This window comes from Corynebacterium sp. UMB4614, from assembly GCF_030217065.1.
GTDB lineage: Bacteria > Actinomycetota > Actinomycetes > Mycobacteriales > Mycobacteriaceae > Corynebacterium.
In genome coordinates, this window is sequence record NZ_JASONC010000031.1 from 1 (window position 1) to 13,153 (window position 13,153).

The following is a 13,153-nucleotide window of genomic DNA, read 5'->3' on the forward strand; positions in this document are numbered from 1 at the left end:
ATGCAATATCGGAATCAGACCCTTGAACCCCTCACCGCCTAGAATTAAACCAGTCCAACTTTCGGGGGCTAGTTCAAAGCATCGGCGGGGATTTTGACGTCCCTAAAGGGACAACGATCCGGAACTCTAGGGGTGGCGAATGCCACTCCCCCAGTCGGGATGGGGGCTAGAAGAGGCCCTCGTTCTTCTTGCCGGTATCGGTGACCGTGTGCTCACGGGAGTCCACCTGCTCGTCGTTAGCGGTGGCGGTGTCCTCCTTGTGGCGGCCGGTCTGGGTGACCTCAAGGTAGTTGTAGAGGCGACCTTCCTTGGTGTTGCCGTCACCGAAGTCCAGGGCCGCGACGGTCGCGGTATCGCCGGCGTTAATCGGGTTGGAGAGTGTGACGGTGAAGCTTCGGGTGGAGGTCTCCGGGTCGAAGCCCTCATCGAAGATGTGCGCACCGTTCATGCCACGCGGGGTGATGAGGCGGTCAACGCCCTCCGGACCCTTGTCGGTCTTCACGTTGATGCGGAAGGTCGTCAGCGGATAGTCCTGGTAGTAGCGCTGGCTGCCGACGTTCTTCACCTTCAGGACGACGGTTCCGGCGAAGCCCTTCGCCTTGGCGCCGGAGGTCTGGAAGTACGGCTCGAGGTCATAGTCGGCCTGGTTGGACGCAGCGGCGTGGGAGAAGTCCTTGTCGATTTCTTCCTGCGCGGTGGCAGCACCAACCGCACCGCCGATTCCGCTGAGCGCGGCGACGGTAGCCAGGCCTGCGGTGGCCAGGCGGAGGGAGTTCTTGGTTTTCTGCATTAGGCTTCCTCTTCCTCGAGCGTGGTGGTTTCGGACTTAGCGGCGATTTCTTCAGCCTGGGCGGCCTTTTCTGGCTCTGCCTCCTTGGTCACGGCCTCTGGAGCCTCGCCCTCGGTCGGCTTCGCATCCTCCTGGACCTCCACCGGCTCGCCCTGAGGCTCGGTACCTTCCTCGACCTTCGCGCCCTCGGCAGCGCCGGCCGGGTTTTCATAGAGCTTCACATTGACCTGGTTCTTGATCGGGGTGAGTGCAGTCCAGCTGCGCGGGGTGGACCAGGTGCCGTTCGGCTTGCAGTACTGCTGGGTGCCGGTCATGGTGATGGTGCGGAAGCCGTAGGTCGCCTCGCCGGTCTTTCCAGCTGGAACGTCGTATGGGCCGATGCTCTGGCCGACTTCCCAGCTCAGGGAGTAGGAGGCCTCGAAGCCCAGGGTCTTGGCCAGGGAGTAGGTGATACCGGTGGAGACGTTGCCCTTGTCCCCGCTGGCTCCGCCGCCGAGGTTAGCGGTGGTGGTGGAGGTCCGGTCGCCCTTAACGGAAAGCTGGATGGACTGGGACTTGGACAGGTCCTGGGTCAGTGGGATGGTGTCGGCGGTTCCGTTGGTCGCAGAGATCGTGCCGGCCGGGGTGAAATTATCCTTGACCTTGTAGACAACGGTGCGGAAGTCCTCCCCAGAGTTGCACACTGGACGCGGGTTGAGGATATTGGCCTTGATGTGGTCGCTACCGTGGTAGGTGTTGACGATCGGCAGGTCAACGTTGGTTTTGGGGGTCTCCGGGTAGTGATCGTTCAGGGTGTCTGCCTGGGCCTGGCCGGCCAAGCCGGTGGCCACGAGGCCGAGAGTTGCTACTGCGGCGGCGCACTTACCGGCCGTCGAGGTTTTGCGGGTGAACACGAAAGAATTCTCCTCCTCGGTGTAAAGCTGACTGCATGACGCTGACTCTGTGTAAGCGGCACCGATAAGATAACCACCCTCGAACGGCCACTTGGTTAATGGAGTGAAACCTCAAAGTTAACCAGAGATCACCCCTAAGAGCCCTCTTAAAACAGACCACGAACCCCTAGCACTCCCCCAAACGAGGAGCCCACACGCTTCAGATCTACAGCTCGCATGCATAAGTCGATATCAATAGATATCGTTCAACGACTACCGAATACATGCGTGACATGACACGCTCGCGGAGCAGTGAACCCAGCTAGCAGCGCGTCACACAGTACTGAATCGTTCAGATAAAAATTCCCTGAAAATTTTTCCTAACCCGCGAAAACAGCCTGCTCTACCCCAACCTGGGGGAGCTAACGGGAGGGGAGGCTAGGCCTTAAACGCCCGGCTGGCAGTGCGGGCACCACCAGATGATGCGTTCCAACTCCCCGGCGTCCAGTACCGGGTCCCCGCCTGCGAAACGCCCCCCGAGGGTGGACTGTTCGATTGTTTCCCCGCAGCGTCGGCAGGGCTTCGCCGCGCGGCCGAAAACGAAGGTGCCCATCCCGGGGCGCCGGTCACCAGTGAACACCCGGTGTGGCTCCAGCCGGTTCTCCCACATCACCCGACGCGCCAGGTCCAGCGCCTGCGCCACCTTCTCCTCCCCAACCCGCCCGACGGGTACGGCGGGGTGCAGGCCGGTGAGGAACATGACCTCGGCGCGGTATTCATTGCCGATACCGGCGACATTGCGTTGATCCAGCAATGCGGCCCCCAGGCTCCGGTCGGGGCGGCGCAGGATCCGTCGCAGGGCCTCGTCTCGCCCCGTCCGGCCGGTGTCCCGGAATTCTTCGCTGGCCCAGCAGGGGTCCAGGATGTCGGGGCCCAGGTGCTGGACCACGGCGGGGTAGTCTCGGGCCGGATACAGGCGCACGAAGCCCAGCTCGTGGCCGACGACCTCGATGGGCGGCCCGCTCGGATGCTGGGGGCTCAAGTGAAGCACGACCCGGGCGGTGTACCCCGGGCGGCGCCAGCGGCTGCCAGCTGCGTGGATGGCCCATACCCCCTCCATTTTCAGGTGAGTGTGCAGGATCTGCTCCCCTGCCTGGATGAACAAGTGCTTTCCATAGGGCCAGACCGCCTGGATCCGCTCACCGGTGATGGAGGCGGTGGCCAGGGCGGGCACCCGGAAGTCGCTGTGCAGCACCTCGCGGCCGGGCATCCACTTGAGCCTATTGGCCAACTGCAGGACGGAATCTCCCTCGGGCATTGCCCGCCTCCTTCCGGTCTCGGGGTTCTAGCTCAGCTGAGCTTGCTCGGTCGCGCCGTTAGCCGCGGATGCTCAGGCCCTTCGGGGTGAGCCGCGCCCCCGCAGCGATCCAGCCCTGGGTGGGCAAATCCATCACGGATGCGCCATTGATCCTGTCAATCGTGACCGGAGAGAGCCGCCCGGCGCGAATCGTGCTGCTCAGCGCGACGATGATGGCGTCGATCGTCGGCTGGCTGATGGCTCCTGGCGGGGTGTCGTCGGCCATGCTTGGTGCGTCGAAGGCGGTGAGCGTCCTGCCACCCCGGGTGAAATGCGCGACCAAGCGGCCACGATCCAGCACCACGAAGGCTCCCGCACCCCGGGTCAGCCGGGCGGGCTCGCCGTCAAGGCTAGGCCACGCCAGGGCCGCACCGTAAGGGTTGGCCACGTCACCGGCGGCCAGCAGCACCGGCCCGTCCCCCGCCCTGCTGGCGGGCGTGCCATCCGCCTGAGGGTTCGCACCGTGGTCTTCCAGTTGTCGCAGCTGCCGGATCACCGCGTGCGGGGCAAATTGCGCCCCGCCGAGGCCCTCGATGACGTATCCGCGCAGCACCGCGCCGGAATCCTCCCAGGCGCTCAAGGTCCGGTAGGCCTCCGCGAAACCACCGGCGTGATGTTCCGCCATCACAGCCCCGCGCGTGACCACGCCATAACGATCAATCCACGCCTCACTGCGGGCCAGGGCACGCTCCGCGTCGGTCACATCGATCTCTAGCAGCGGGGCGAGTGCTGCCCAGCGCCCCGGCACCGACTGGTGCGCGTTCATCGCCTGGCGCCGCTGCCGGATGCGGTCCATCGACTCGTTGCCGGCCATCTGCGCAAAACTGCTGCGCCCCATCCGCAGCCGCCGCGCCGATCCCCTCCCGCGGTTGCGGCGGGGTGCCCGGTGGGCGGTGGCACCACTTTGTTTTCCGGACGTCAACCTCGCCCGGAGCGCGGCGAAACCATCGGGAGCAATGAGGCCACAGTCGAAGAGCTCCCACAGGGCGTCGTCGACTTCTTGATAGGCCGCGCCCGTAGCCCGGGTGAGCTCGGCGGCGAGGAAAGCCCCGCCACCGGACATGTGTTCCAACAGCTGGGTGGCGACCATCGAGAGCTGCGGGGCCTCCGCCGGCTCGTCGATGAGCAGCGGAGCGATGTCCGCGGGCAGCAGGCTGACGAGGGCGTCATTAGTCCCCGCGGTCCCCACCCCGCGCAGGATGATCTCCCCGGTGGCCAGCAGGTCGTCGAGATCTCCTGGCTGATAGTCCGGGATCCGGCTGGGCAACACCAGGGTTTCCCAGGCGCTGGTGGGCAGTGCGACCCCGGCGAGCTGTTCGATGACTTCGCCGAGCTCCTCCCGCTCGGAGCTGCCTACCCCATGCCAGTCCACGAGGAACTCCGCATAGGTCTGCGGGCTGACTGGCTCCACGGCCCCGCGGGCGGCGGCGAGCGTGGCCGAGCGCAGGCGACGCAGCATGCCGGTGTCGATATATTCCGTAGCCTGCTCGGTTGTACCCTCACCGCCACCTGCGGTGAAGTGGCCCGATTCAAGCCGGCGCTGGCCGACCCAACGTTTCAGCAAAGATTCGGCGGTGGCTGCACCCAGCCCGAACTCTGCAGCCACGCGGGCAGGGGTCACCGGACCCTGGTGTCGCATGAAGCGCAGCACCAGCTGGTCGATGGCGTCATCCACCTGCGCAGGATCGGCGGCCACGCCAGGTGGGACGGGCACGCCGAGCCCGTCGCGGAGCACCGGCATATCCTCAACGACCGCCCAGCGGCTGGCCCCGCCGAAGGTCACCTCGGCGAGGCGCTGCGGGACAAGCTCCGCCAGTTCCGCCAGCACTGCATCCCGATTCTCCGGCACCAGGCGCTGACTGACCTGCTCCCGGGTCAGGGGGCCAAGGGCGCGGATCATGTCGATGGCCTGCTCGGCGGTGCCGGCCTGGCGACCATCGGCCAGCCATTGGGCTGCCGACACCACCCGCGTGACCACCGCCGGGTCCAATTGGAGACCGTCGCCGCTCTTGCCCAGCAGCTTGGCCAACAGCGCGGGGTCGACCGCCAGCGCGGCGGCCCGCTCCGCGGAATCACCTTCGTACATGAACGCGCTGGTGTAGGTGAACAGCAAGGATTCGGCAAAAGCGCTCGGCCCCTCGGTGGTGACCTCCGCAACCCGCACGCCAGAGCTGCCGCCGCGTACACCAAGCTTCTTCAACAGTTCGGTGAGGGCATTCAGCTGGTAGACGTCGTGGAGGCATTCGCGCATGCTCTCCACCATGATCGGGAACTCGGGGTGTTCCCGGGCCACATCCAGCAGCTGGGAAGCGCGCTGCCGCTGCTGCCACAGGGGCTGCCGCTTGCCCGGGTTGCGTCGGGGCAGCAGCAAGGCCCGAGCCGCACATTCTCGAAAACGCCCCGCGAAGAGCGCGGAGCTGCCCACGTTATCCATCACATCGGCCAGCACAACCTCGGAGAGCTCCGCCGGCTGCCTTCCATCCCAGCCTGCATCATCCTTCCGATCCCCGGCGCTGCCACCAGCAGCACCCTCCCCGACTCCAGGTCTGGCCTCCCGGAAGAACTGCCCCAGCACCAGGTCCGCCCCTGGCGGCTCCTCGGAATACGGAAGACGCAACACCAGCCCATCGTCGCCGGCCACGGCCATCGCGTCGATCCCGGTCTCCCGCTGCAGCACCGCCCCGAGAGCCATCGCCCACGGCGCATTAACCCCACGCCCATAGGGCGAGTGGACGATCACCCGCCAGTCGCCGATCTCGTCCCGGAAGCGCTCCACCAGCAGGGTGCGCTCGTCCGGGAGGATCCCGGTGGCTTCCTTCTGGTCCCGGTAGTAGCCGTCCAGGTTTTCCCGGGTGTTATCGCAGATGAACGGGGCCGCGTGCAGGTCGCCCACGGTGCCGCTGCCCCATTGCCGGCGGTGCTCACCGATCGCCGTGCCCAGTTCCACTGGCCGGCCGGCGGCGTCGCCGACCCAAAACGGCAACCGCCCGGTGTGGCCCGCCGCGGGCACGACGATGACCTGGTCGCGGTTAATCTCCGTGATCCGCCAGCTGGAGGCCCCGAGGGTGAATACGTCCCCCACCCGGGACTCGTACACCATCTCCTCGTCGAGCTCCCCGACGCGCCGGGCCCCCTCCTCACCGGCGGCGAGGAAGACTCCGAACATGCCGCGGTCCGGGATCGTTCCGCCGCTCGTGGCCGCCAGCCGCTGGGCACCAGGGCGGGCTTGGAGCGTTCCCGCCGCCGGGTCGTACACCACCCGAGGTTTGAGGTCCGCGAAGTCGGTGCTGGGATAGTGCCCGCTGATCAGCTCGATCACGCCGTCGAAGGCATCCCGTGGCAGCGCTGCATAGGAGTACGCCCGGCGCAGCGCACGCCACCAGCGCTCCACGTCCAGCGTCCCGTGTGGTGCTTGTACCTCCTCATTTTCCGACGCCAACGCCCCGGCCTCCGCGCCCGCCGGCGGATTCGTGAAACCCAGCTGGGCCTGCACCGCAGCGGCAATCGTCTGCTGCGCGAGCACGTCCAGGGCGTTCGTGATGATCTGCAGCGGTTCCAGCTCGCCCGCGTACAACCGCTGGGTGATGACGGTGGCGGCCTCGGCGTCCTGCTTGTGCAGCGGGTAAATCGTGGCATGCGAGGTCGCGCCCACGGTGTGCCCGGCGCGGCCGCAGCGCTGCACCGCAGAAGCCACCGAGGGTGGGGCACCCACCTGCACCACGTGGTCCACCAGGCCCATGTCGATGCCGAGCTCCAGGGAGCTGGTGGCGACCACGCAGCGCAGGGTCCCGGACTTCAGCGCTGCCTCAATATCTGCGCGCTCTTCCTTGGATACCGAGCCGTGGTGGGCGCGAGCGATGACGGCCGGTACGCCGGTGACCTGGGTAGATTGCGCCATGAGCTGCGCGGGGTCGCGACGGGTGGGAGCGGCGATGGACTCCGGGTCGTGCTCCTCGGCCCACAGCTCGTTGAGCGCCCCGGTGAGCCGCTCAGCCGCGCGCCGGGAGTTCACGAAGACGAGTGTTGCCCGGTTCGCCATGACCTGCTGATAGATGGCGTGCTGAACGTGGGGCCAGACAGATTTTTGTTGCGGGAGGGCGGATTCCTTATCGACGCCACTGGCCACCCGTGCCCCGGACCCCAGGCCGGAGGCGCCACCCAGCCCTTCGCCGATGAGGCTGGGGCCGACGAGCGCCTCGTCGATCAGGGCTTCATCACCAGCGCCATCGCCCTCCGCAGGTCCGCCACCTTCTACGACACCGGCTGCGCTCTGGCTCCCGTCGACGCCCTCCTGGTCCCCGCTGGCCGGGTCCTCGTAGCGCGCGGCGTCGAGGTCTTCGGCAACCGGCGGATCCTGGAAGTCCGGCACCACGCTGCGGACCTGGACGTCCCAATCCTTTCTGATCGCCGGGTTAACCACCGTAACTGGGCGGTCGCCGCCGAGGAAGCTAGCCACCGCATCCACCGGGTTCACCGTCGCCGATAGCCCGATGCGCTGCACCGCCCGCCCGGTGAGCAGCTCCAACCGCTCCAGGGAGAGGGCCAGGTGGGCGCCACGCTTGGTTCCGGCCACCGCGTGGATCTCGTCTACGATGACCGTATCCACCCCACGCAGCGTCCCCGCCGCCTTCGAGGTCAGCATGAGGTACAGGGACTCCGGGGTGGTGATGAGGATCTCTGGCGGGTTACGCAGCAACTTTGCTCGCTCCGACTGCGGGGTGTCCCCGCTGCGCACACCCACCCGGACCGGGGCGACGTCCTCCCCCATCGCCGCGGCGGTGCGCGAGATACCTGCCAGCGGGGCGGCGAGGTTGCGGTCAACGTCCACTCCGAGTGCCTTGAGCGGCGAGATGTAGAGCACGCGGGTGGGGGTCTGTGGGTCGGTCTGAGCCGCGGAGGGATGGGAAAGCACACCCGTGCGTGTCAGCTCGGAGAGCGACCACAGGAACGCCGCCAGCGTCTTACCGGAACCGGTGGGAGCAACGACCAAGGTGTTCTCCCCTGCGCTAATGGCCCGCCACGCCTGGGATTGGACAACCGTCGGCTCGTGGAACACGTCCCGGAACCACGCGGCTACTGGGGCATGAAATTGATCCAAGTCGGCGGAGGGCATGAGTACATACAACCAGAAGCGCTAAGGTGTAGACCATGACACAAGGACTAGGCCCAGGCGACGCGCTCGACGATGCCACTCTTTGCGCCCGTTTGGCCCGCAGCACCGGGGATATCCTCACCAGTATTCGCACTGCTGGTGCGCCCGACCCCCTCCTGGTGGACTCCGACGGGCTCGGTAAGTCAGGCGATAAGGTCGCCCAGGCCTGGATCGCGCGTGTGCTGAGCCTGCACCGCCCCGATGACGCCATCCTGTCCGAGGAGGCGGAGGACGACCCTTCCCGCCTGAACAAGTCCCGGGTGTGGGTGATCGACCCGCTGGACGGCACCCGCGAATACGCCAGCGCCCGCAATGATTGGGCCGTGCACATCGCGCTCGCGGTCGACGGCGAGGTTGCCGAGTCCGCGGTCGGCATGCCGGAAATGCACACCGTCTACACTGCGGCCGACTACCGGGAGGGCCGGGTGAAGGCTGACTTCGGTGAGCTGAACAACCGCCTCGTCATCAGCCAAAATTCCACTCCACAGATCGCGGTAGACGTGGCCGAGGATCTGGGCATGGAGATCACCCGCCTGGGCTCCTGCGGCGCGAAGGCCATGAGCGTGGTGCGTGGGGAAAACGATGCGTATATCCACGCCGGAGGCCAGTACGAGTGGGATAACGCCGCCCCGATCGGCGTCGCCCTAGCAGCAGGACTGCACTGCAGCCGCCTGGATGGATCGCCCGCGACATATAACGAGCCGGATCCGTACTTGCCGGACTTGGTAATCTGTCGCAAGGAAATCGCCGAGGACCTGCTGGCGAGCATCCAGAAGTTCCTCTAGCACCTACCCGGTGGCGGGCAACTGGCTGAGCTGTGGCCCTTTTGCCTAGACTATGAGGCATGTCAGAGGCTCAAACTTCCCCCACCATCGCCACGCCCTACGAGGACCTGCTCTCCAAGATCCTCGCGGAGGGCGCCAAGAAGGACGACCGCACCGGCACCGGCACGACGTCCCTGTTCGGTCAGCAGATCCGCTTTAATCTGGCAGAGTCCTTCCCGCTGATTACGACGAAGTCCGTGCACGTGAAGTCCGTGGTCGGCGAGCTGTTGTGGTTCCTCTCCGGGGACTCCAACGTCCGCTGGCTGCAGGATAACGGCATCCGCATCTGGAACGAGTGGGCCGATGAGGACGGCGACCTGGGCCCGGTCTACGGCGTGCAGTGGCGCAGCTGGCCGACCCCGGATGGCCGCCATATCGACCAGATCTCCCAGGCACTGGAGATGCTGAAGCAGAACCCAGATTCCCGCCGGAACATCGTCAGCGCGTGGAATGTCTCGGAGCTGGAGAACATGGCGCTTCCGCCCTGCCACCTGCTGTTCCAGCTGTACGTGGCCGATGGGAAGCTCTCCTGCCAGCTCTACCAGCGCAGCGCGGACATGTTCCTGGGCGTGCCATTCAACATCGCCAGCTATTCGCTGCTGACCCACATGTTCGCCCAGCAGACGGGCCTGGAGGTCGGCGAGTTCATCTGGACCGGTGGGGACTGCCACATCTACGACAACCACCGCGAGCAGGTGGAGCTGCAGCTTTCGCGCGAACCGCGCCCCTATCCGCAGCTGGAGCTGACTAAGGCCAAGGACATGTTCAGCTATGGCTTCGAGGACGTGAACTTCGTGGGCTACGACCCGCACCCGGTGATTAAGGCAAAGGTGGCTGTGTAATGGGAGTTTCGGAGTTTGGCGTCCAGAATAAACAGCGCCCCAGTGGTTACCGCGAGGGCGACTACCCCACCCTGACCCGGGAGGACGTCCCGGAAGGGGTGGAGATCGCGATGATCTGGGCTGAAACAACCGCCGGCATCATCGGCGATGGGGCGGAGATGCCCTGGTATCTGCCGGAGGACCTGAAGCACTTTAAGAACTCCACGATGGGTTATCCGGTCGTGATGGGCCGCACGAGCTGGGAGGCGCTGGGCAAGTACCGCCCGCTGCCGGGCCGCGAGAACTTCGTCATCACCCGTAGGGCCGACTATTCGGCTCCCGGTGGTCACGTGGTCGCTTCCATTAAGGACGGCATCGCAGCGGCCGCGGCATTTGCCCGCGGAGAAGGGTCGGGCGGCGAGGTCCCGGAGACGGCGTCGGAGGCGCTGCAGGACGACGGCCGGGTGACCGTATGGATCCTGGGTGGGGGCCAGGTATACGCGCAGTGCATGCCGATCGCGGACCGGGTGGTGATCACGGAGATCGACATGGTTGCTCCGGAGCGTTTCCAGGTTTATGCCCCGGCGATGGATGAGTCAGATTTTACGGTCGAGCGTTCCGAGTGGTTCGCATCGGAGAAGGGCCACCCGGTCGACGAGGAGCCGAACGGGTTGCGCTACCGATTCGGAACGTGGCGCCGGAAGGCGTAGGTCTTACACGGGGGATGCAACGGGGGTAGGAATCAGCCCGGCCATATGGCCGGGTTTTTCTCTGCGATCGGCGTTTTTGCAGGTCTGGCGGAAATTTTCATAAAGGGTATCTATAAAGTTGAAAGTTTCCTATTGGAAACTTTGGAAAAAGCTCTAGATGACGGTAGATTCTTTCGCAATCGCAAAAGAATTGTGATGGCAATCACAGAAGCTTCGGTCCTGCGGCCGTAGCAAAACGTGAAGATCTGCACAGTCCCCAGGAAGGGAGAAAGAGTTGACCCAGCCGGCCACCCCCACGCAACGGCATATCCCCACGCCCGATGAGTTCGTCGCCGCGCAACAATCACCCGAGTTCCAGGAACTTCGCTCAAAAATGCGCGGGTTCACTTTTCCCATGACCGTATTTTTCATCGTCTGGTTCGTCCTCTACGTCAGCCTGGCGATGTTTGCGCCGGACTTCATGGGGATCAAGATCTGGGGACACATCAACCTCGGCGTGCTCCTCGGCTTCGGCCAGTTCATTACGACCTTCCTGATCACGTACCTCTACGTGAAGTACGCAGACCGCGAAATTGAGCCCCGCGCCCAGTATGTTCGCGAGTCCCTCGAAGGCTCCCCCGCAACCCCAGCCAGCCAGGCTTCCCAGGGCTAGCGGCACCGCGCCCCGCTCACCCACGGATTAGAAAAGGAAAGGTCTCACTATGGATCTCATTCTTGCTGCGTCGCAGAAGACAAACCCGATCCTGAACATCAGCGTGTTCGTCGCCTTCATCGTGGTGACGATGTACATCGTGACGAAGGCTGCCGCCAAGCCACAGAAGTCCGCGACGGACTTCTACACGGGTGGCGCGTCCTTCACCGGTACCCAGAATGGTCTGGCCATCGCGGGTGACTACCTCTCGGCGGCGTCCTTCCTGGGCATCGTCGGCGCGATTGCGCTCACGGGCTACGACGGCTTCCTGTACTCCATCGGCTTCTTCGTTGCATGGCTCATCGCCCTGCTGCTGGTCGCCGAGCCGCTGCGTAACACCGGTAAGTTCACCATGGCGGACGTGCTCTCCTTCCGCCTGAAGCAGCGACCGGTGCGCGTGGCCGCAGCTTTCGCGACCCTGTTCACCTCGCTGTTCTACCTGATCGCTCAGATGGCCGGTGCCGGCTCCCTGGTCTCCGTCCTGCTGGACCTGCACTCCAAGACTGCCCAGGCCGTCGTCGTCGTGGTCGTCGGCCTGGTGATGATGGCTTACGTCCTCATCGGCGGCATGAAGGGCACCACCTACGTGCAGATGATCAAGGCGGTTCTGCTGATCGCCGGTGTTGGCTTCATGTTCCTGATCATCGCTGTGATGTGGAAGGGCAACCTTTCCCAGCTCTTCGCTGACGCGGTGAACTCCCACGGTGACCCGGCGATCCTGCAGCCTGGCCAGAAGTACGGAGCCACGACCGCAACGAAGTTCGACTTCATCTCCCTGGGCGTAGCCCTGGCACTTGGTGCCGCTGGCCTGCCGCACGTCCTGATGCGCTTCTACACGGTTCCGACCGCGAAGGAAGCACGTAAGTCCGTGACCTGGGCGATCGTCCTGATCGGCTCCTTCTACCTGCTGACCCTGTTCCTGGGCTTCGCAGCTGCCGCTCTGATCTCCCCGGAGGACATCAAGAACGCACCGGGTGGCGCGAACGCCGCGGCACCGTTGCTAGCGATGGAGCTGGCAGGCCCGATCTTCATGGCCCTGATTTCCGCGGTTGCCTTCGCGACGGTGCTGGCCGTGGTCGCTGGTCTGGCGATTACCGCTTCCGCTTCTGTGGCTCACGACTTCTACAACGGCGTGCTGCGCAACGGCCAGGCAACCGAGGAGGAGCAGGTCCGCGTCTCCCGAATCACCGTGGTCGTGATCTCGCTGGTCTCCATCGCGCTGGGCATCCTGGCGATGGACCAGAACGTGGCCTTCCTGGTCTCCCTGGCGTTCTGCATCGCTGCGTCCGCTAACCTGCCGACGATCCTGTACTCCCTGTACTGGAAGAAGTTCAACACCACCGGCGCCGTGGCCTCCCTGTGGGTCGGCCTGGGCGTGGCCCTGGTCCTGATCTTCTTCTCCCCGGCCGTCTCCGGCGCGGAGACCGCGATGTTCCCGAACGTGGACTTCGCTTGGTTCCCGCTGACCAACCCGGGTCTGGTTTCCATCCCAGCTGGCTTCATCGCCGGTATCGTGGGCACCTACCTTGGCAAGGGTGACGAGGATCCGAAGCTGCAGTCCGAGATGGAGGTTCGCTCCCTCACCGGTGTTGGCGTGGAGGCTCCGGTCGACCACTAAGCCACTCCCCTAGGCTCCTCGCCTTGGATAAGCCCAGCCACTTGGTCAACGGTGGCTGAGCAACACCCCCGCCGCATCTGGCTAGTTCCAGAAGCTGCGGGGATACCTTGTATCATGAGTGGTCGTGCCCGCAGGGTGCGGTCGCACAGCCCCAGTAGCTCAGTGGATAGAGCACGGCTCTCCTAAAGCCGGTGTCGTAGGTTCGATTCCTACCTGGGGCGCTTTTTGTTTTTTACCCCACCTTAAGTTCTAGTGGTCGTTGCAACACTGATCTGAAGGGTTGGTGTTGGTGATGACGGTGTCACGGTGGGATCCACC

9 protein-coding genes and 1 tRNA gene are annotated in these 13,153 nt (G+C 65.0%); 6 read left to right on the forward strand and 4 right to left on the reverse strand.

Annotated elements, in window-relative coordinates; translation table 11 throughout:
- Positions 1–166: 166 nt before the first annotated feature.
- The 4 genes from QP413_RS10295 to QP413_RS09430 form a co-directional block, all read right to left on the reverse strand.
- On the reverse strand, positions 167–790 hold the full coding sequence (locus QP413_RS10295) for a hypothetical protein (protein WP_336620852.1): 624 nt from the start codon (positions 788–790) through the stop codon (positions 167–169).
- Positions 790–1,683: a hypothetical protein gene (locus QP413_RS10300; protein ID WP_148812742.1), complete on the reverse strand. Its 894-nt coding sequence runs from the start codon at positions 1,681–1,683 to the stop codon at positions 790–792. Before QP413_RS10300 ends, QP413_RS10295 begins: the two co-directional genes overlap by 1 nt.
- A gap of 424 nt (positions 1,684–2,107) precedes the next feature.
- Positions 2,108–2,980, reverse strand: a complete 873-nt coding sequence (locus QP413_RS09425; protein ID WP_012360762.1) for a DNA-formamidopyrimidine glycosylase family protein — start codon at positions 2,978–2,980, stop codon at positions 2,108–2,110.
- A gap of 58 nt (positions 2,981–3,038) precedes the next feature.
- A complete protein-coding gene (locus QP413_RS09430; RefSeq protein WP_284781549.1) occupies positions 3,039–8,132 on the reverse strand; it encodes a DEAD/DEAH box helicase in 5,094 nt (1,697 codons plus the stop codon).
- Between the two features lie 35 nt (positions 8,133–8,167).
- Between QP413_RS09430 and QP413_RS09435 the strand changes: the two genes are divergently transcribed.
- The 6 genes from QP413_RS09435 to QP413_RS09460 all read left to right on the forward strand — a co-directional run bounded on the left by QP413_RS09435 (position 8,168) and on the right by QP413_RS09460 (position 13,056).
- Entirely contained in the window at positions 8,168–8,956 is a 789-nt protein-coding gene (locus tag QP413_RS09435; RefSeq protein WP_012360764.1) for a 3'(2'),5'-bisphosphate nucleotidase CysQ, read from the forward strand.
- Between the two features lie 59 nt (positions 8,957–9,015).
- Positions 9,016–9,837, forward strand: coding sequence for a thymidylate synthase (locus tag QP413_RS09440; protein WP_012360765.1), 822 nt, complete (start codon positions 9,016–9,018; stop codon positions 9,835–9,837).
- Positions 9,837–10,526 carry a dihydrofolate reductase gene (locus tag QP413_RS09445; RefSeq protein WP_284781550.1) on the forward strand — a complete coding sequence of 230 codons (690 nt, stop codon included), beginning with the start codon at positions 9,837–9,839 and terminating at the stop codon, positions 10,524–10,526. The genes QP413_RS09440 and QP413_RS09445 overlap by 1 nt, the downstream gene beginning before the upstream one ends.
- Before the next feature lie 274 nt (positions 10,527–10,800).
- Entirely contained in the window at positions 10,801–11,178 is a 378-nt protein-coding gene (locus QP413_RS09450) for a DUF485 domain-containing protein (protein ID WP_148792567.1), read from the forward strand.
- Between the two features lie 49 nt (positions 11,179–11,227).
- A complete protein-coding gene (locus QP413_RS09455; RefSeq protein ID WP_284781551.1) occupies positions 11,228–12,835 on the forward strand; it encodes a cation acetate symporter in 1,608 nt (535 codons plus the stop codon).
- 148 nt (positions 12,836–12,983) lie between these two features.
- A tRNA-Arg gene (locus QP413_RS09460) sits at positions 12,984–13,056 on the forward strand.
- The last annotated feature ends 97 nt before the right edge of the window (positions 13,057–13,153 follow it).

Coding starts and splice junctions, on each gene's coding strand:
- QP413_RS10295 (WP_336620852.1), bottom strand. CDS start 790: ATGCAGAAAACCAAGAACTCCCTCCGCCTGGCCACCGCAGGCCTGGCT.
- QP413_RS09425 (WP_012360762.1), bottom strand. CDS start 2,980: ATGCCCGAGGGAGATTCCGTCCTGCAGTTGGCCAATAGGCTCAAGTGG.
- QP413_RS09430 (WP_284781549.1), bottom strand. CDS start 8,132: ATGCCCTCCGCCGACTTGGATCAATTTCATGCCCCAGTAGCCGCGTGG.
- QP413_RS09435 (WP_012360764.1), top strand. CDS start 8,168: ATGACACAAGGACTAGGCCCAGGCGACGCGCTCGACGATGCCACTCTT.
- QP413_RS09440 (WP_012360765.1), top strand. CDS start 9,016: ATGTCAGAGGCTCAAACTTCCCCCACCATCGCCACGCCCTACGAGGAC.
- QP413_RS09445 (WP_284781550.1), top strand. CDS start 9,837: ATGGGAGTTTCGGAGTTTGGCGTCCAGAATAAACAGCGCCCCAGTGGT.
- QP413_RS09455 (WP_284781551.1), top strand. CDS start 11,228: ATGGATCTCATTCTTGCTGCGTCGCAGAAGACAAACCCGATCCTGAAC.